Origin of the sequence: Rothia mucilaginosa, assembly GCF_964211445.1 — a bacterium.
GTDB lineage: Bacteria > Actinomycetota > Actinomycetes > Actinomycetales > Micrococcaceae > Rothia > Rothia mucilaginosa_E.
Map to the genome: position 1 here is coordinate 1 of NZ_CAXOQT010000019.1, position 17,894 is coordinate 17,894.

Sequence of the window (17,894 nt, forward strand, 5' to 3'; positions counted from 1 at the left end):
CAAAGACTTATTGAGCCTCAAAAATTGAGTTTAGAACTTTGTGCCGGTCAGACGCTCATACGCCTCAACGTAACGCGCACGAGTCTTCTCCACAACCTCCTCAGGCAGGTGCGGCACGTTATCCGAGCCATCCCAACCCGACTCCGGCGAACGCAGCCAGTCACGCACATACTGCTTATCGAAGCTCGGCTGCGGACGACCCGGCTCGTACTGCTGAGCATCCCAGAAACGCGAAGAATCCGGGGTCAGCACCTCATCGCCCAGGGTAATCTCGCCGCGGTACGAATCAGTACCGAACTCCATCTTGGTGTCCGCCAGAATAATGCCCTGCTCGCGAGCAATCTTCTCCGCAGTGGTGTACAGGCTCAGGCTCAGCTCCTCCAGGCGCTCACCCACCGGCTGACCCACCTCAGCGTACAGCTCCTCACGGGTCACCAGCTCATCATGCTCACCCACCTCAGCCTTACCGGTCGGAGTGAAAATCGGGGTGTCCAGGCGGGAACCATCCACCAGGCCCGCAGGCAGCTTCACACCAGCAATCTCACCGGTCTCGTTGTACACAGCCAGACCCGAACCGGTCAGGTAACCGCGCACAATGCACTCAACCGGGAACATGTTCAGGGAGCGGCAAATCATTGCTCGACCAGCCACAACATCCGGAACGTCAGTGGACAGCACATGGTTCGGAACCTGCTTAAGCTGCTCAAACCACCACAGGGACATCTGAGTCAGAATCTTGCCCTTATCCGGGATCTCGGTGGGCAGAATACGGTCAAACGCGCTGATACGGTCCGAGGCAACAACCATGACCGAACCGGCACGCAGCTCAGCGTCATCATTGACGGTCAGGCCGGTAGCGTCAAAACGTTCCTCATTCGGAACGTACAGGTCGCGGACCTTGCCGGAATAGATGTGAGTCCAGCCAGGAATCTCCACGGGGTTAGAACGAGAAGTCATGAGAATTTCTCCTGATGAGGTGGTGTGATGTGGATGCAAAAAGTCTGTGTAATTACAATACCGCGACAGGCACGGCTCCCGATAGTGCCAATTGGGCATCAATACGGCACAATCTTGAGAGCCCAACCTGCCCCGGTCGCCGCCGCCAGCACCCCCGAACCAAGGAAATGAACCAGGGAAAAGCTGAAGCGGCACAAAGCTAAGAAGCGAGAAGCAAAGAAGCGACCGGCTCCCCCACCCTCAAGCGGGGAAGCCGGTCACCTTATGTTTTAGCCGCGCGGGGCGGGAATCTGGATGCGGTTCTCCACAGCCTTCAGCGCGATATCGGTGCGGTACTGCGCGCCAGCCCAAGAGATAGCGCGAACACCCTCGTAGGCGGCGTCGCGGGCAGCGCCCAGGTTCTCACCGAGCGCCACAACAGCCAGTACGCGGCCGCCAGCAGTGTGAATCTCCTCGCCGGAAACCACGGTACCGGCGTGAATCACGTGCACGCCCTCCAGAGCGTTCGCCTCGTCCAGACCGGAGATGACGTCACCCTTGCGGGGAGTGTCCGGGTAGTTCTCAGCAGCCATGACCACGTCCACTGCGGTGCGGGGATCCCAGTCCAGCTCGGTGCCCTCAGAAATTTCGCCGCGGGCAGCCGCACGCAGCAACTGACCCAGCGGGGTGCGCAGACGCGCCAGAACCGCCTGGGTTTCGGGGTCGCCAAAGCGGGCGTTGAACTCAATAACGCGCACGCCGCGGCTGGTCACAGCCAGACCGCAGAAGAGCACGCCCACGAACGGGGTGCCGCGCTCAGCCATACGTGCCACGGTCGGGCGGGCAACCTTCTCCACGACCTCCTGTACGAAGCCCTCGGGCAGCCAGGGAAGCGGGGTGTAGGCGCCCATACCGCCGGTGTTCGGGCCCTCGTCGTTGTCGAAAATGCGCTTGAAGTCCTGAGCCGGGGACAGCGGCAGAACGTTCTTACCGTCAGAGATGACGAAGAGGGACACCTCGGGGCCGTCCAGGAACTCTTCGATGACCACGGTGCCGCCAGCGTTGAAGCAAGCCTGAGCGTGCTCCAGCGCCGCAGCACGGTCCTCGGTCACCACAACGCCCTTACCTGCAGCCAGGCCGTCGTCCTTGACCACGTAGGGTGCGCCGAATTCGTCCAGTGCCGCCTGCGCCTCAGCGGCGTTCGTTGCCACGTAGGCGCGAGCGGTCGGCACGGAAGCCTCTTCCATGACCTGCTTAGCGAAAGCCTTAGAGCCCTCCAGCTGAGCGGCAGCTGCGGAGGGGCCGAAAACGTCAAAACCCGCCTCACGCAGTGCATCGGAGACACCTGCGACCAGGGGCGCCTCCGGGCCAATAACGACCAGGTCGGCGTTCAGTTCGCGTGCCAGGGCGGTTGCCTGGGCGGGGTCATTCGCATCAATTGCGTGGACGGGAACATCCTGGGCAATACCGGCGTTGCCGGGGGCGCTGTGCACCTCAGTTACCTCAGGGTCGCGCAGAAGCGCTCGAATAATTGCGTGTTCGCGGCCGCCGGGGCCCAGTACCAAAACCTTCATGCTATTTAGGGTACCCGGTACCCTCTCAAAAATGTGAGCTGAGCACACTAAAAATGCGGCCCTTCTCATGTAGCGGCACATTCGCAAGAATGCACGCTAGAGAAGAGCCGCACAGCGCGGTAACCGAAGCTACCGAATCAAGCTAAACCTTAGATGAGGGCGGTAATAGCAGCCACACCACCGAAGACAATACCCGGGAGGTTCGCGATGATGATCGGGACGTCCTTCTTGGGGCGCCACAGACCGTACAGAACCCACAGGGTGCAGTTCACAGCAGCAACCAGAGGCTGGATCCAGTCACCCTTGTGACCGTTCAGGTTACCGATAATCTGCGGGAAGTAGAACACGTACATGAGCACTGCAGTCACAGAAGCAACGCGAGCCAGGATGGGGAAGAACTTTGCGTGGAATTCAGATTCTGCGCTCAAACCGCCCTTGGGGGAGGTGTTCTGTGCGGAGGTAGAGGTGTTGTTCTGCTCTGCCATGGATGTACTCCTTTACGTAATTGTGTGCGCCGTATGAGCCACTTAGAAAAGTGGCTGAAAGTGACGGTGCAAAAATCCCTGTAAACCCTCAAGTTTTAAACCCTATGCTTCGTACCGGCATATTCACCTTAAGGGTGAGGTTTAGGGTGGGGGTGGCAAGCGAGCGCGCGAGGGCTCAGCGTACCGTTCAAGGGTGGGTAAGTGGAGAAAAAGCTCATATGCCGCTGCCTTGGTCTTCGCCATATATTGGGCGGTGACGTCTATACGTCGGTCGGTCCTATGCGGTGCGCAGGGTTGATGCGGAGGCTACCTATAGTAGGGGAATCGTGCGGGCTGTGCCTCGCTCACGATGCTTGCCTCAGAGCCACCTTTGAAGGTGTTCTGCGCGATGAGCACCCTACCATTATAAAAATGAGTGACTCATAAAATCAACCTTTTGAGGGATATACGCTTCCTCACACTCCTTATCAGGTGCATATAAAATCCCGTTTTCAGCTACCTTTCACCGCACAAATAGGGCGATGCAATACGCCCCGTTTAAACTAGAAGAATGACCAACAGCACCACCTCACAGGCCACCACTCACACCACCCACCAGGGCAGCGCCTTCGACGTAGAACTCGCGCAGCTCACCCGCAACAACCTCGTGGAGGCACGCCACCGCGGCCGCCTCATTCTGCTCGGCCCCGACGGCGAAATTCAGCTTGCCCTCGGTGATATTCATGAGCCCTTCTACCTGCGCTCCGCCGCAAAGCCGCTACAGGCAATTGGTTCCATGAAGGCGGGCGCACCCCTGCGCGGCTCCCAGGTCGCCATCGCCTGCGGCTCGCACCGCGGCACCTTCGAGCAGATGCGCGCCGTACAGGACGTACTCACCCAGGGCAGCACCGAAACCAACCCACTCACCTCTGCGAACCTGGCGCTCAAGCCCGCGCTCCCCTCCGATAAGCAGGCACGTCAGGCAATGATTCAAGCGAACCTTGCCGCTACTGCCCTAGCGCACCCCTGCTCCGGCAAGCACGCCGCATTCCTGTGGGCGTGCACCGCCAAGCTCGAGCGCGGCGAGCTCGAAGAAGGCTCGCAGAACTGGACCCTCCACAACTACCTCGACCCCAACCACCCGCTGCAGCAGGTCATCACCGAAGAGATCGAGGCATTCACCGGCGAACCGGTAGCCGCCATCGGCGTGGACGGCTGCGGCGCGCCCGTGCATGCGGTCTCGCTGCTGGGTGCCGCACGCGCCTACTCGGCCCTGGGCTCGGCAATCCGCAACCTCGGGGCGGATGCGCGCGCCTCCACGGTTGCAACCGCCATGGTGGACTACCCCGAGCTGATTCAGGCACCCGGCTACCCCGACACCGTGCTCAGCGAAGAACTGGACGCCATCGTCAAGAGCGGCGCGGAGGGTGTGCTCTGCATCGGTCTGCGTTTGGGCGCGTCCGTGGTGGTGAAGATGAGCGACGGCACCCACCGCGCCATGTACGCCGTGGCTCTGCGTGCGCTCGCCGCTGGCGGTTACCTGAGCGCCGAAGAGCGCGAGCGCCTGCTTGCGCTGGTGGTTCGTCCCGTGACCGGCGGATACGCCGATGGCAAGCCGGTTGAGGTCGGCGAGCTGCGCGTGCATGAGGAGCTCTTCACCCGCGAAGATCTCGCTACCGGCGCCCCGGAAGAGGACTAATCGTGGCGATTCGACGTAAAACCTCCGAAGCAGACGGCATGGCGGCGGTACGCGAAGTGCATGCTTTCTTTGAGGAACAGCGTGCGGCAGCCGGCGAGCCTGCAGATTCGCACGCCCGAGGCGAGTACCTGCTGAACAGCTACTTGCTGAATAGCCCGGAGGTGGAGCAGGCGTTTGCCGCGCTCCCCCGCTCGGTGCGCGCAACCTTCGTTCGCTTCACCCTTGAAGAGCTGGCAACCCTCGCCCCCGGCAATAGCGTGGAGGTGCGCGTGCCCCCGCTGGGCGTGACCCAGTGTGTGGCGGGCCCCCGCCATACACGCGGCACTCCCCCGTCCGTTGTGGAGGCGCGCCCGCTCGTGTGGGCGGCGCTGGTGCTGGGTGCCTGTTCGTGGGAGCAGGCGGTGGGTGCCGGTGCGCTTGATGCGTCGGGCGAGCGCAGTGATTTATCGGCGCTTCTTCCGCTCTTCTAGAATTTGCTACGAGCCCGCAGGTCCACGCAGTTTTCGTAATTTGGCGTGTTTGTTGCCTGTTCTAGTGGTCCATACTGAGGTATTTAGCGTATCCTTCACCACGTCTACATTGAAACCCGGTACACTTTTAAAGGTCTGGTGTATGCTACCGCACACACAGGCAGGTGCGAGTACAGAAACACACGTCCGTCTTGCGCCTGCGCAGACGCATCCGCAGTCCCAACGTCGAAAAGAAGTGAATTGATTCGCCCCGACGGAAAACTCACTCACGACCTCGATCCGATTGACCACGGCCCCAAGGACGCCTGCGGCGTCTTCGGCGTCTGGGCACCCGGCGAGGACGTGGCAAAGCTAACCTACTACGGCCTGTACGCACTCCAGCACCGCGGCCAGGAATCAGCAGGTATCGCAACCAGCAACGGCAAACGCATCCACGTGTACAAAGATATGGGACTCGTCTCCCAGGTCTTTGACGAAGCCACTCTCAGCTCCATGCCCGGCGACCACGCTATCGGCCACGCCCGATACTCCACCACCGGCGCATCCCACTGGGCTAACGCACAGCCCACCCTCGGTACCACCCCGCACGGCACGCTCTGCCTGGCGCACAACGGTAACCTCACCAACTCGGCTGACCTTTACGACCGAGTGATTGCCAAGAATGGCGGCAAGCCTCCCAAGCACGGCGAGCTCGCCCAGGGCAACACCACCGACACCGCGCTCGTCACCGCCCTGCTGGCGGAGCACGACTTCGATTCCCTCGAAGAAGCAGCACTTGACCTGCTGCCCACCCTGCGCGGTGCTTTCTGCCTCACCTTCATGGATGAGAACACCCTCTACGCCGCACGCGACCCGCAGGGCGTTCGCCCGCTGGTGCTCGGTCGCCTGGAGCGCGGCTGGGTTGTCGCCTCCGAAACCGCGGCACTGGACATTGTCGGCGCGTCCTTCGTGCGCGAAGTTGAGCCCGGCGAATTCATTACCATCGACGAGAACGGCCTGCGTTCCCAGCGCTTCGCTGAGGCAAAGCCCGCCGGCTGCGTCTTCGAGTACGTTTACCTCGCCCGCCCGGACACCACCATCTCCGGCCGTAGCGTCTACGAATCCCGCGTAGAGATGGGCCGTCAGCTCGCCCGCGAGCACGCCGTCGATGCTGACCTGGTCATGCCCACCCCCGAATCCGGTGTTCCCGCCGCGATTGGTTACGCCGAAGAGTCCGGCATTCCCTACGGTAACGGCCTGGTCAAGAACGCTTACGTGGGTCGAACCTTCATTCAGCCCTCGCAGACCATCCGCCAGCTGGGTATTCGACTCAAGCTGAACCCGCTCAAGTCCGTGGTTGCAGGCAAGCGCCTCGTCGTGATTGACGACTCCATCGTTCGCGGTAACACCCAGCGCGCCCTGGTGCGTATGCTCCGCGAAGCAGGCGCGAAGGAAGTGCACGTTCGTATTTCCTCCCCGCCCGTGAAGTGGCCCTGCTTCTACGGTATTGACTTCGCTTCCCGCGCAGAGCTGATTGCGAACGGCCTGTCCGTGGACGAAATCGCCTCCTCCCTGGGCGCCGATTCCCTCGGTTTCATCTCCCAGGACGGCATGATGGCAGCCACCGAGCAGCCCGCCGAAAACATGTGTACCGCATGCTTCACCGGCGAATACCCGATTGAGCTGCCCAGCGAGGAACGACGCGGCAAGTCCCTCTTCGACTCCGAAGAGAAGGGCAAGGGCGGCCCCCTCGCCGGTAAGGCGGCAGAAGTGACCGTGGAACGCCCCGTCCCCTCCAAGCCCGAGCACGCCGAGGCGGTCTCCATTGAGACCCGCGAAGGCACCGAAACTCTCGAGACGAAGTTCGACGCCTCCGCAGTACAGGTTGCCGCAGACGATGCCGGCATGGGCATGTGCAACCCCGGCCCCGACGCCGACCTCGAGGCATTGCTCACCGAGCAGGACCGCACCCCCGCAAACTCCTCCGCTACCACTACCCCGAAGGAATCCTAAATGAGCGAGAACACCACCACCGTAACCTACGCGAGCGCAGGCGTTGACGTAGAGGCTGGCGATCGCGCCGTTGAGCTGATGAAGGGCGCTATCAAGGCGACCCACAACTCCTCCGTCGTTGGTGGCGTGGGCGGCTTCGCGGGCCTGTACGACGTCTCTGAGCTGGTCAAGTACCGCAAGCCCTACCTGGCTACCTCCACCGACGGTGTGGGCACCAAGGTCGCTATCGCGCAGGCTCTGGATATTCACGACACCATCGGCTACGACCTGGTCGGCATGGTCGTGGACGACATCGTCGTGTGCGGTGCGAAGCCGCTGTTCATGACCGACTACATTGCCACCGGCAAGGTCGTTCCCGAGCGTATCGCTGACATTGTGCGCGGTATCGCTGGCGCATGTGCACAGGCTGGTACCGCCCTGGTTGGCGGCGAGACCGCTGAGCACCCCGGTCTGCTCGCTGAAGACGAGTACGACGTTGCGGGCGCAGCAACCGGCCTGGTCGAGGCAGACGAGTTGCTCGGCCCCGACCGCGTGCGCGAAGGCGACGTACTAATCGCTATGGCGTCCTCCGGCATTCACTCCAACGGCTACTCCCTGGTCCGCAAGGTCCTGAACGTTGCCGGTTGGGGCCTGGAGCGCCAGGTGGACGAGCTGGGCCGCACCATCGGTGAGGAACTGCTCGAACCCACCCGCGTGTACGCAGCGGACTGCCTGGACCTGGCGGCGGCGTTCCCCGTCAACGGCGAAGACGGCACCACCGGCAGCGGTGTGCGCGGCTTCTCGCACGTGACCGGCGGCGGCCTGGCTGCTAACCTGGCTCGCGTTCTGCCTCAGGGCCTGGAGGGTCGCGTGGACCGCTCCACCTGGCAGATTCCCGCCATCTTCTCCCTGATCGGCTCGCTGGGCAACGTGCCCCTTGCCGACCTGGAGCGCACCCTGAACCTGGGCGTGGGCATGATTGCTATCGTTGACCCCTCCGTGGCTGAGGCTGCTACCAAGCGTCTGAACGACCGCGGTATCCCCTCCTGGATCATGGGCGATGTTGTTGCCGCCGGCGAGCCCGAGGCAAACAGCGCCGACTACATTCAGGGTGCTAAGGGCGTGGACGGCGGCGCGGTTCGCTTGCTGGGCTCCTACGCTTCCTAGGGACGCTTCTTCACACAGTGAGCGAGCGCCAGCCTGACTGGTGCTGATAATTGCTGATGCCGGGGCGGTCACCTCTACGGTGGCCGCCCCGGTTTTTGTGTGTCTACCGGTGGTGCGCTGCCCGGTGTTTTTACTACCGGGTTTTTATTTAATTTCGCGCGTATTTCAGGCTATTTTTATTTTTTGCTATCAACTGCATTTTTAATGCATTCCAGTGCTTACACTGCAGTGTTAAAACATTTACTTTTCTCTCCAGCTCGCAAGAGGCGCCACGCAGCCCACATCACACACCCTAACCCTCAAGCTTTACCTACATAAACTCTCAACTATTGGGCACTATTCAGCCTCCACGGGTTGATTTTCTGCACATTAACCCGTGAAAAGTACCTCAAAAATCCCTCAAGCTCACCTTGAAGTGATACCTTAGAAACGTACGTTGCACACCGTCCAAAAAAGAGTTCTTCCGGTACGAAAAAAGGGTCCACAAAACGCTATTCCCTCACCCCATTCATTACTTCAGCGCGCCCAAAATCAGGCCCCTTTTGCCACCCCGTAAAAACCCTATCCGCACCCCGTGCACCTACAGACGGAAACACCAGTACGCATCGCACAGTCCGCATACCACCTACATCAGGAGAACCAGATGAGGCTTCCATACATCGACGCACGCCGCACCGAAACACCTCCTCACCCCTGCACCCGCCGCAAGCGCCCCGCACGCACGGCACTGAGCCTGCTCGCCGCCGGCGCCATCCTCTTCGGAGGCGACCTGCCCACCGTCCTCGCGCAGGCACCCAGCGACGAAGCCATCCTGGCAGCAGCTCAGGCGGCACCCCAGATCGAAGGCCCCGTCAGCCCCTTAACCCTCACTCGCGACAGCGCGGTACGCCCCAACACCCCCACCGCCGCAGCACCCGGCACGCTCCCCCAGCAGAACTTTGACCGATTCATCGTTACCTACACCAACGAAGCCAAGCAGCGCAAAACGCTGCGTGACGGCGAGTGGGACGCAGTCCACGGCATTGCGGACGACATTATGGACACCGTCGATGTCGCCAGCGAAGCGATGAACGTCGACACCAAGCTCCTGCACAACACCTCCACCGATGACGCCGTCATCCAGACCTCCAAAACCCTCAACAAAACCGAGGCAAAGGAGTTCATGGCGAAAGTCGCCTCCGACCCGGACGTGGCCTCCGTCGAGCCCGACTACATCAACTACCCCGCAGCAGAAGGCGACATCACCTTCCAGTTCAACGACCCGCAGTACAGCAAGCAGTGGAACCTCACCAACCCCACCACCGGCGTGCAGAACACCGGTAACGCGCGCCTGCGCCGCGGCGCAAACGTGAAGGTCGCCGTGCTCGACACCGGCTACGTGCCGCACCCCGACCTGGTCACCGGCATGGCGAACGGCTACGACTTCGTCAGCGACCCGCTCAGTGCCCGCGACGGCAACGGCCGCGACCCCAACCCCCTGGATGAAGGCGACTACGCACCCTACAACCTCTGTAAGGACCAGGCGAACGCCCACACCTCCACCTGGCACGGCACCCACGTGGCGGGCATTATCGGCGCACGCGGTAACAACGGCATGGGCATTGTCGGCGTCGCCGACCTCGCCCGCGTGCAGCCCGTGCGCGTGCTGGGCCGCTGCGGTGGCCGCACCTCCGACATTGCCGACGCGATCATCTGGGCTGCAGGCGGACACGTTGACGGCGTGCCGGACAACACCTACCCCGCTAAGATCATCAACATGTCCATCGGCACCGTAACCCAGTGCCCCGCCGCCTACCAGCGCGCCATCAACATCGCCCGTTCCAAGGGCGCACTCGTGGTTGCCGCGGCAGGTAACGGCAATACGGACGCCTCCAAGTACGCGCCCGCCAACTGCATGGGCGTCATCACGGTTGGCGCAACCACCAAGGCCGGTACACGAGCATCGTTCTCCAACTACGGTACGAGGGTCAACATCTCCGCACCGGGTGAGAACATCCTCTCCCTGTCCGTGAACAGCCTCGACCGCCCGGATAACACCAAGTTCACCTACGTCTACGAGAGCGGCACCTCCATGGCGGCGCCGCACGTCTCCGCTCTGCTCGCGCAGCAGCTGGTCAACGGCACCTCCATGACCACTCAGCAGGTCGAGAGAGCATTCACCCTCGCGGGAGGTAATCGCATCAAATGCGACAAGATCTTCTGCAGCCGCGGCATTATCAACAGCTTCAACCTGGCGAAAAAGGCTGGAAACCTGGACGCGAACGGCAGGGTGACCTATCTGCGACCGCGCAAGATCATTTCTAAGGGCCTGAGCGCCGGAGCATCTAACACCAAGATTGCGGACGGTACCGGTGAAGCTGCAGAGGCAACTACTACCGCAACAGCGCAGGCGGCAGGAACCAACGGCGAGACCCTCACCGGCGACTACGACCGAATTCCCGGCGCCCCCGCCATGGAAATCCCCGAAGATGCCCAGGTCCAAGACCTGAACGGTGACGCCGAGCCCGTCACCCAGGACGAGCCGCTGGTCACCAACCCCGCACAGAAGCCCCGCGAGGCAGACGAGCAGCACTAAGCTACCCATAGCGTAGCCAGACCCGGTTCACGTGCATAGCGAAGCCCCCGATGAAAGAACTCATCGGGGGCTTTTCGTATCTAAAAAGAGTTTCGACTAGCGGTGATTACCGGAAGCGAAACCCAAGTAACCACTGCTCGGGTAGGTGTTCGCAGAAGAACCGTGCCAGGAGCGGTAACGCGGAGTGTGACCGTGACGCGGACGCGACGGGTACGAGGGGCGAGTCACCGGGCGGGACGGGCGGGTCACCGGGCGGTTAGTCTTCGGAGCCGGAGCCGGGGTCACCTTCGGTGCAGGGGTCTGGTGACGCTTAGCGTCCTCTTCAGCCTTCTTGCGAGCTGCTTCTTCAGCCGCCTTCTTACGTGCGGCCTCCTCTGCCGCCTTCTTACGTGCCGCCTCAGCTGCGGCAGCCTCCGCAGCTTCACGGTCGGAGCGGACCTGCTGAACCGCACGTGCCGCATTCACAATGCCAGAACCGCACGCGGACTGGTCGCACTCAACGCCCTGAGAGGTGGACTGCAGAACCTTCTTCGTCTGCGCGTAGGTCAGCTTCGGGTCGACCGCCTTCATGAGCGCCACAATACCGGCAACGTGCGGTGCCGCCATCGAAGTGCCCTGGTACTCGGCGTAGTCAGCCTTACCGGGAGCGGTCTTGCCGGCGTTCAGAGTGGAGAGGATACCGCCACCCCAGTAGCGGCGGTCGCCGCCGGGTGCGCTCACGTCCACGCGGGAGCCGTAGTTAGAGAAATAGGAGCGTTTGCCGTTCTTATCGGTCGCGCCCACGTTGATGACATCCTCGCAGTTGCCGGGGCTGGACTTCGATGCGTCAAAGTTATTGTTACCCGCGGCGACAACCACGATGGAGCCGCGCTTATTCGCCTGAGCAATCGCCTGGCGGTACGGGGTGGTGCAGGTGCCCTCGCTACCGATGGACATGTTAATGACCTGGGCGGGGTTCTGGTTTGCGGGAACGCCGCGCACGCTACCGCCGGCAGCCCAAATAATGCCGTCGGTGATGTCCGAGTCGAAGCCACCGCAGGCGCCCAGAACGCGCACGGGCACAATCTTCGCCTCGGGTGCCACGCCGGCAATACCCTCATTGTTATTCGCAATAGCGGCGATGGTGCCCGCCACGTGGGTGCCGTGCCAGTCGGAGGCGGTCGCCTTTGAACCGGTGAAGCACTGGTTATCTACGGTCCAGTTGCCGGCGTCGGTCGGGTCGGAGTCGCGACCGTTACCATCATTGGAGAACGCCGACTCGGCAATGAAGTCGTAGCCGGGCAGAACGTTAGCGTCCAGGTCAGGGTGCGCGGTGATGCCGGAGTCCAGCACCGCCACGGTCACGCCCTTGCCGCGGGTGGTGCCCCACGCCTCCAGCGCAGAAACGCCCTTCTCGCCGGTGAGGGACCACATGCGGTTCATCTTCGGGTCGTTAATCTTGACGGGCTCCGAGGTGTTATCCACGGTGGCGTAGCGGCGCATATCGGGCGACACGGAGGCAACCTTGGAGTTCGCGCTCAGGGCGTCCATGTACTGCTGCGCCTGGGCGGGGGTGAGCTCCGCGGAGGTGGTGACCACGCTGGCATCCAGCGCGGTGGAGCGGACGTAGCTGGTCTTAATGTTCAGCAGCTCGTCGATGCTCTGCACGTCGGAGGTGATGCCCGCGTAGAGTGCGTCGCTCCAGGTTGCCTGCTGGGTACCGGCGGCTGCGGACCAGTCAATCTGGTCTGCGGTGGCGTCGGTGGAGGCGGCGTTCTTCGCGTCCTCGGTGTAGGTGATGATGAAGCGGTTGTACGCCACGGGTGCGGACTGGGTGGCCTGTGCAGTGTTGGAGGCCTGTGCAGTGTTGGAGGCCTGCGCGGCGTTAGAAGCCTGGGTAGCCTGCGCGGTGGGTACTGCCACGGCGGGGATGACGCTTGCCGAGAGCAAGCAGGTTGCGGTGACGAAGCTCAGCAGGGAACGCTGTGAGGAGCGTGCCTGCGAGGGGCGAGCAATGCGAAGCATAGACGTCCTTGTGTGAGTGGGTACCGGGCATGCACGGTTCGGCGCAGCGTTGCCGATTCGCGTTGAGGGCGCAGAGTGCTGTGTGTGTGCTCGGTACGAGTGAATACGGAAGAGTGAAGTGTTGGTGCATAGTGTGGGCTGTGAAGTGGCTTCACAATGTGCATGCACGGGTACGCACCGTGAGATACTCTAGCACCATTTTTCAGTTACTTTATGAATAAAATATACAATGTGATGCACCTCATTTTATATAAAGATGAGCAATACTTAAATCACTACTTTAAGGCATAAGAATATCTCGACTAGGCATTTCTTTATCTGCATTTACATGAAGGAAAAATCTCATTATCTACGCCACACTATCGAGTTTTAGGCGCTAGATACATGGGAAAAGGTGCTAGGATAGCGATATCTCACCACATAAACTACTTCCGAAGAACTCCCATACGGGGGTTTAGAGAAAAATACACATCAATGCAGTGATGTGCATTTTCTTTTTCTATTCGCTCCTCACAAGCAAATATGCAAAAGAATGCAAATATTTTCTCAAAAGTGCATTTATGTGAGTGGATGACCAACCCACTTGCCGCTTCCGGCACTCACATACGCAAAGGACCCCGATGTCTTTTACCACTCACCCCTCAGCGCGCCGCATCGCACGCACCGCACTGAGCCTGGGCACCGCCGCAGCACTCGTCGCGACCCTGGGCGCCCCCGCATCCTTCGCGGCACCCGCCAAGGCTAACGGCGCCGAACGCTCCAAGGCGCACACCACTATTTCCTCCCTCAGCTCCGGTCAGCAGAAGGCAGGCTTCAACCGCTTCGTCATCACCTACACCGACAGCGCCCTGAACTCTGGCGGCATCAACTGGGCAAGCCCCGCAGGCACCCAGGTCGCCACCTGGAGCGACGCCCTCTACCAGGGCATCAGCTCCGACGTGAAGAGCGTTGACGAACTGTTGAAGGTCAAGACCAGCTACGTACGCACCACCGCCCAGAAGGCGACCGTGGTGACCCTCTCCTCCAAGCTCACCGCAGAGCAGGCTGAGAAGTACATGGCGACGCTGAGCTCCAACCCGTCCGTCGCATCGGTCGAGCCCGATCTGCTGCGCCACTCCAACGCACGCACTCGTGGCGCCGCAACCTCCAAGGTGGCTCAGGTAGCCCAGGCGGCTCAGGCGTCGAACCAGGTTGTGGCACCGAACGACACCCTGTACCCGCAGCAGTGGAACCTGCACGGCACCAAGGGCCTGGCAACCCCCGAGGCGTGGAAGACCACCCTGGGCGCTGGCGTGACCGTTGCTGTGATTGACTCCGGCATCGTCAAGCACCCCGACCTGAACGATAACGTTCTGCCCGGCTACGACTTCATCACCGAGCCTTCCATTGCCCGTGACGGCAACGGCCGCGATTCCGACCCGACCGACCAGGGCAACTGGGAAGAAGCCGGCGTCTGCGACGCTGACTCTGAGGCAAGCGAGTCGAACTGGCACGGCACCCACGTTGCCGGCTCCATCGCTGCGATTATGAACAATAAGCGCGGCATCGTCGGCGTGGCACCGAACTCCAAGATCCTGCCCGTGCGCGCCCTGGGCATGTGCGGCGGCTACGACTCCGACATTGCGGATGCAATGGTTTGGGCAGCCGGCGGCACCGTTGAGGGTGTTCCCGCGAACTCCAACCCCGCCAAGATCATTAACCTCTCCCTCGGCGGCGAGGGCACCTGCCCCGCAACCTACTCCAAGGCTATTGCCGAGGTGAACAAGCGCGGCGCGATCCTCGTGGTCGCAGCGGGTAACGACGGTCAGGACACCTCCAAGGTCGCTCCGGCGAACTGCGGCGGCTCCATTGTGGTGGGCGCTACCGACCAGGAGGGTAAGCGTAGCGACTTCTCGAACTACGGCAAGCTTGTTGATGTGAGCGCCCCCGGCAGCAGCATCATGTCCACCGTGGACCTGGGCACCACCGTTTCCAAGGGTGCGGGCTACACCGAGTACGACGGCACCTCCATGGCAGCGCCCCAGGTTGCTGGCGTGATTGCTCTGATGAAGTCCGTGGATCCCTCGCTGACCGCTGAGCGTGCAAAGCAGATTCTGAAGCAGAGCTCCAAGCCGCTCACCTGCGATGTGAACGCTTGCGGTTCCGGCATTGTGAACGCGGCGAGCGCACTGGCTATGGTGCAGGGCAAGAAGGACCCGAACCCGACCGCGAAGCCCTGGCCGAAGCGTGCACCCAAGCACCCGACCCGTGCGGCTCGTGTTGGTTACGTGACTAACCCGGCTGTTAACCACAACCCGCCGTTCCTGATTACTCCCGGCGGTCTGGTTCCCGGTCAGTAATCGGTATGTTGCCAGTTCGGAAGCCGGTGAGCCAATAGGCTTCTGAAAGGCCGATATATACAAAAAGCCCCCGCTGAGTTTTTCTCAGCGGGGGCTTTTCGTGAACAGAACGCTGCCGCTTTTGATGCGGCAGCTTACTTCTCCCACCCACCCTCACGACTGACGGGTGGGAGAAATCTTGGGGTACGCCCCCAGCGAGCTGGACGCTAGGGTAGACGAGCTAGGGGCGTACCTGGGAGGCGCGCACACCGGTACGGATACCGGCAGCCTCCACGCGAGCGGACTCGTAGCTGACCGCACGCAGACCCGAGGGTGCGTTGGTTGCCACCGCCTTTTCTCTCGGGTTTTCCTGACGCTGGGTGGGTAGAAAAACCCAGCGGCGCTGGACCGCGAAGCTGACCGGAATGAGGAACAGCTCGGTCAGGATTTTGGCGACCAGCAGGGACGCGCCCAGGCCGGTCAGGGTTTCCATCAGAGCCGCGTTGGCTGCGAGGATACCCACCGCCAGCACGGCGTACCGCACCAGCGAAGAGGATGCCGAGGGGCGTGCGCCTCCGTCGTGCATGAGCATTCGGTTGACGGTGAAGTTTGTCAGCGCCGAGATAACACGTGCACCGACCACGGCGGCAAGCAGCGGAGCACCCAGACCCACCAGGACGAAGAGGGCGATAGCATCCACGAGGAAGCCGGTCAGGAAAGACGACGCCAGGAAGGCGAGCAGCGGTGCGTAGATGAGCGCCGAGTCCTGCAGGGGCCTAAAGTGGCTGGTCGGGTTACCCGGCTCGTAGACCTTCACGATGGGCACCTGCACCAGGTCCACGTCTGCGCGGGTTGCGCGCAGCAGCATGGAGAACTCGTACTCGTACTTATCGCCGGGGATCTGCAGCAGCCAGTCCAGGATCTGCGGGGTGAAGCCGCGCAGGCCAGTCTGGGTGTCTGCCACGCGGGCGCCGGTCGCCAGGGCGAAAAAGCCTACGGTTACGCTGTTACCAATCTTGGAGCGCAGCGGCACCTTGGTGCCTTCTTCGCCGGCGTTGGGGTCGGGCTTGGTACGCACACCGAGGACGATGCTCTTCTGGCCTGCCGCCGCCGCGGTTTCGGTGCGCACACCCACACGGAAGATGTCCTGGGGTAGGTGCTGGCCGTCCGCATCGGCGGTGACGATGACCTCGCCGGGGCGGTTTGCCTTCGCCCAGGCGATGCCGGTGCGCAGTGCCGCACCCTTGCCCTTGTTGACGGAGTGGGTCTGCACGGTCACGCCGTCGATACGCAGTTCGGTAAAGATCGGTGCGTAGGTGCTGCCGGATCCGTCGTCAATGACGAGGATTTCGGCGTTAGGATCCTGTTCGCGCAGGGCCCGGGCAAGGCGGACCAGTGACTGATCCGGCTTATAGGCGGGTATCAGGATTATCACGATGCGCTCCCTGCAATGTAGAGGATGTCACTGGTGCCACGCTCCTTAGTGCCACCCTGCGGGCGGTTGACCAGCTGGTTGTTGAAGACCATGGCGGAGGAGCCGCCACCGTCCAGGTTGTAGGCGCTGACGCAGCCGAGGTCCTTGAACATCTGGGCGAACTCGGGCATGGTCACGCCGCGCGAGTAGTTGGTGGAGCGGCCGTCAACCACGATGAAGACCAGGTGGTTGGTGCCGAGCACGCCCACGCCGGTTCGCGGCTGGTTGCCCTGGATGGAGTGGTTACCGAAGTTGGTGTCCACCTCGACGCTGTCGATGCCGTCGACAACCGCGGAGTCCTTGACCAGCGCGGGACCGAAGGAGAGGGTGTTCCATACGCCTTCGTTGACGAGGGTCTGGGCGTTGGTTGCGGTTTCGTCGTAGAGCTTGACGGAGCCGTCGCGGTAGAAAGCCAAACCCTCGCGAGCGCCGGAGTCACGGTAGACAACACCGTTTCGGATTACGATGCCGGTGGTACGGAAGCCGTAGTAGTCACCGTTGATCGCCCAGATGCCGTTGTGCTCCGAGGCAATGTTCGAGGGGGTGTCGATGATGTTCTGGCCGAACTTGTTGTTCGCGAAGGCGCTTCGCAGCAGGGTTGCGTTGTCGAGCTTGATGTCTGCTACGAAGGAGACGACCGCATCGGAGCCGCTGCCGGTGGTGGTGGAGGTGATGGTGATCGAGCCTTCGTTAGCGGTGAGGCTCTGGCCGTTAACCTTCACGCCGGTCAGTTCGGTGGGGTCTGCCGTGGCGGAGCCGGAGGCACTTGCGTTTGCCTGGGCTGCTGCCGCCTCGTAGGCGGTGGTGTCTTCGATTTCGGTGTGCTCTGCCAGGTAGCGGTTGTATGCCCAACCTGCGCCGCCGCCGACTACTGCGAGTGCGCCGAGGCCGCCGCCGATGAAGATTCGACGGGTGAGCTTCTTCTTGGCTAGCTTCTGCTCTGCTGCGGTTTGTGCGGCGGTTGCTTGTTCTGCCGCGGTCTGGGTGGTCTGGTCAATGTTCTGAGTCATGTTCTGTTCGTTGTTCATGTCTCTAGAATGCCGGGCTATTCTCTGTGCCAGGCATGACTAAGCTGTGCAGGAGCTATGTATGCTTATTCATTTCAAACTTTTTTATTACTACTTATGCTGTATTACCAGATGATGCTATGCGTACCCATGTATAAACATGTGCACTGGCTTTGTGTTCCATCTAGCTAAGGAACCCCGCGGGTAACCCGCCCCTCCCCCGACCCACAGGCCA

The 17,894-nt window shown here is 61.7% G+C and carries 12 protein-coding genes; 6 read left to right on the forward strand and 6 right to left on the reverse strand.

The window, feature by feature from the left end:
* Positions 1-30: 30 nt before the first annotated feature.
* The 3 genes from AB8E48_RS05865 to AB8E48_RS05875 form a co-directional block, all read right to left on the reverse strand.
* Positions 31-957, reverse strand: coding sequence for a phosphoribosylaminoimidazolesuccinocarboxamide synthase (locus tag AB8E48_RS05865; protein ID WP_049331615.1), 927 nt, complete (start codon positions 955-957; stop codon positions 31-33).
* A 269-nt stretch (positions 958-1,226) separates the two neighbouring features.
* Positions 1,227-2,510: a phosphoribosylamine--glycine ligase gene (gene purD, locus AB8E48_RS05870; RefSeq protein WP_368886077.1), complete on the reverse strand. Its 1,284-nt coding sequence runs from the start codon at positions 2,508-2,510 to the stop codon at positions 1,227-1,229.
* A gap of 149 nt (positions 2,511-2,659) precedes the next feature.
* Positions 2,660-2,995 carry a hypothetical protein gene (locus tag AB8E48_RS05875; protein WP_368886078.1) on the reverse strand — a complete coding sequence of 112 codons (336 nt, stop codon included), beginning with the start codon at positions 2,993-2,995 and terminating at the stop codon, positions 2,660-2,662.
* A gap of 550 nt (positions 2,996-3,545) precedes the next feature.
* Between AB8E48_RS05875 and AB8E48_RS05880 the strand changes: the two genes are divergently transcribed.
* From AB8E48_RS05880 to AB8E48_RS05900, 5 genes are all read left to right on the forward strand, one after another.
* Positions 3,546-4,673, forward strand: coding sequence for an asparaginase (locus AB8E48_RS05880; RefSeq protein ID WP_368886079.1), 1,128 nt, complete (start codon positions 3,546-3,548; stop codon positions 4,671-4,673).
* Positions 4,674-4,675: 2 nt separating this feature from the next.
* A complete protein-coding gene (locus AB8E48_RS05885; RefSeq protein ID WP_368886080.1) occupies positions 4,676-5,143 on the forward strand; it encodes a sterol carrier family protein in 468 nt (155 codons plus the stop codon).
* Between the two features lie 240 nt (positions 5,144-5,383).
* A complete protein-coding gene (gene purF, locus AB8E48_RS05890) occupies positions 5,384-7,135 on the forward strand; it encodes an amidophosphoribosyltransferase (RefSeq protein WP_314668051.1) in 1,752 nt (583 codons plus the stop codon).
* Complete coding sequence (purM, locus tag AB8E48_RS05895; protein ID WP_044150117.1) at positions 7,136-8,281, forward strand: phosphoribosylformylglycinamidine cyclo-ligase; 1,146 nt, start codon at positions 7,136-7,138, stop codon at positions 8,279-8,281.
* A 643-nt stretch (positions 8,282-8,924) separates the two neighbouring features.
* On the forward strand, positions 8,925-10,856 hold the full coding sequence (locus AB8E48_RS05900; protein WP_368886081.1) for a S8 family peptidase: 1,932 nt from the start codon (positions 8,925-8,927) through the stop codon (positions 10,854-10,856).
* 96 nt (positions 10,857-10,952) lie between these two features.
* Here AB8E48_RS05900 and AB8E48_RS05905 read toward each other — a convergent pair whose 3' ends face one another.
* On the reverse strand, positions 10,953-12,860 hold the full coding sequence (locus AB8E48_RS05905; protein WP_368886082.1) for a S8 family peptidase: 1,908 nt from the start codon (positions 12,858-12,860) through the stop codon (positions 10,953-10,955).
* 620 nt (positions 12,861-13,480) lie between these two features.
* On the opposite strand from AB8E48_RS05905, the gene AB8E48_RS05910 reads away from it, so the two are divergent.
* Positions 13,481-15,199: a S8 family peptidase gene (locus tag AB8E48_RS05910; RefSeq protein WP_368886083.1), complete on the forward strand. Its 1,719-nt coding sequence runs from the start codon at positions 13,481-13,483 to the stop codon at positions 15,197-15,199.
* 220 nt (positions 15,200-15,419) lie between these two features.
* Here AB8E48_RS05910 and AB8E48_RS05915 read toward each other — a convergent pair whose 3' ends face one another.
* Positions 15,420-16,613 (reverse strand): glycosyltransferase, encoded by a 1,194-nt coding sequence (locus AB8E48_RS05915; RefSeq protein WP_368886084.1) that lies wholly within the window; start codon positions 16,611-16,613, stop codon positions 15,420-15,422.
* Positions 16,610-17,680 (reverse strand): phosphodiester glycosidase family protein, encoded by a 1,071-nt coding sequence (locus tag AB8E48_RS05920; RefSeq protein WP_368886085.1) that lies wholly within the window; start codon positions 17,678-17,680, stop codon positions 16,610-16,612. Before AB8E48_RS05920 ends, AB8E48_RS05915 begins: the two co-directional genes overlap by 4 nt.
* Positions 17,681-17,894: the final 214 nt, after the last annotated feature.

What these genes read in the sequence shown, in the direction of transcription:
- AB8E48_RS05905 (WP_368886082.1), bottom strand. Translation starts at nt 12,860, where the DNA reads ATGCTTCGCATTGCTCGCCCCTCGCAGGCACGCTCCTCACAGCGTTCC.
- AB8E48_RS05880 (WP_368886079.1), top strand. Translation starts at nt 3,546, where the DNA reads ATGACCAACAGCACCACCTCACAGGCCACCACTCACACCACCCACCAG.
- AB8E48_RS05900 (WP_368886081.1), top strand. Translation starts at nt 8,925, where the DNA reads ATGAGGCTTCCATACATCGACGCACGCCGCACCGAAACACCTCCTCAC.
- AB8E48_RS05910 (WP_368886083.1), top strand. Translation starts at nt 13,481, where the DNA reads ATGTCTTTTACCACTCACCCCTCAGCGCGCCGCATCGCACGCACCGCA.
- AB8E48_RS05875 (WP_368886078.1), bottom strand. Translation starts at nt 2,995, where the DNA reads ATGGCAGAGCAGAACAACACCTCTACCTCCGCACAGAACACCTCCCCC.
- AB8E48_RS05865 (WP_049331615.1), bottom strand. Translation starts at nt 957, where the DNA reads ATGACTTCTCGTTCTAACCCCGTGGAGATTCCTGGCTGGACTCACATC.
- purM (WP_044150117.1), top strand. Translation starts at nt 7,136, where the DNA reads ATGAGCGAGAACACCACCACCGTAACCTACGCGAGCGCAGGCGTTGAC.
- AB8E48_RS05920 (WP_368886085.1), bottom strand. Translation starts at nt 17,680, where the DNA reads ATGAACAACGAACAGAACATGACTCAGAACATTGACCAGACCACCCAG.
- purD (WP_368886077.1), bottom strand. Translation starts at nt 2,510, where the DNA reads ATGAAGGTTTTGGTACTGGGCCCCGGCGGCCGCGAACACGCAATTATT.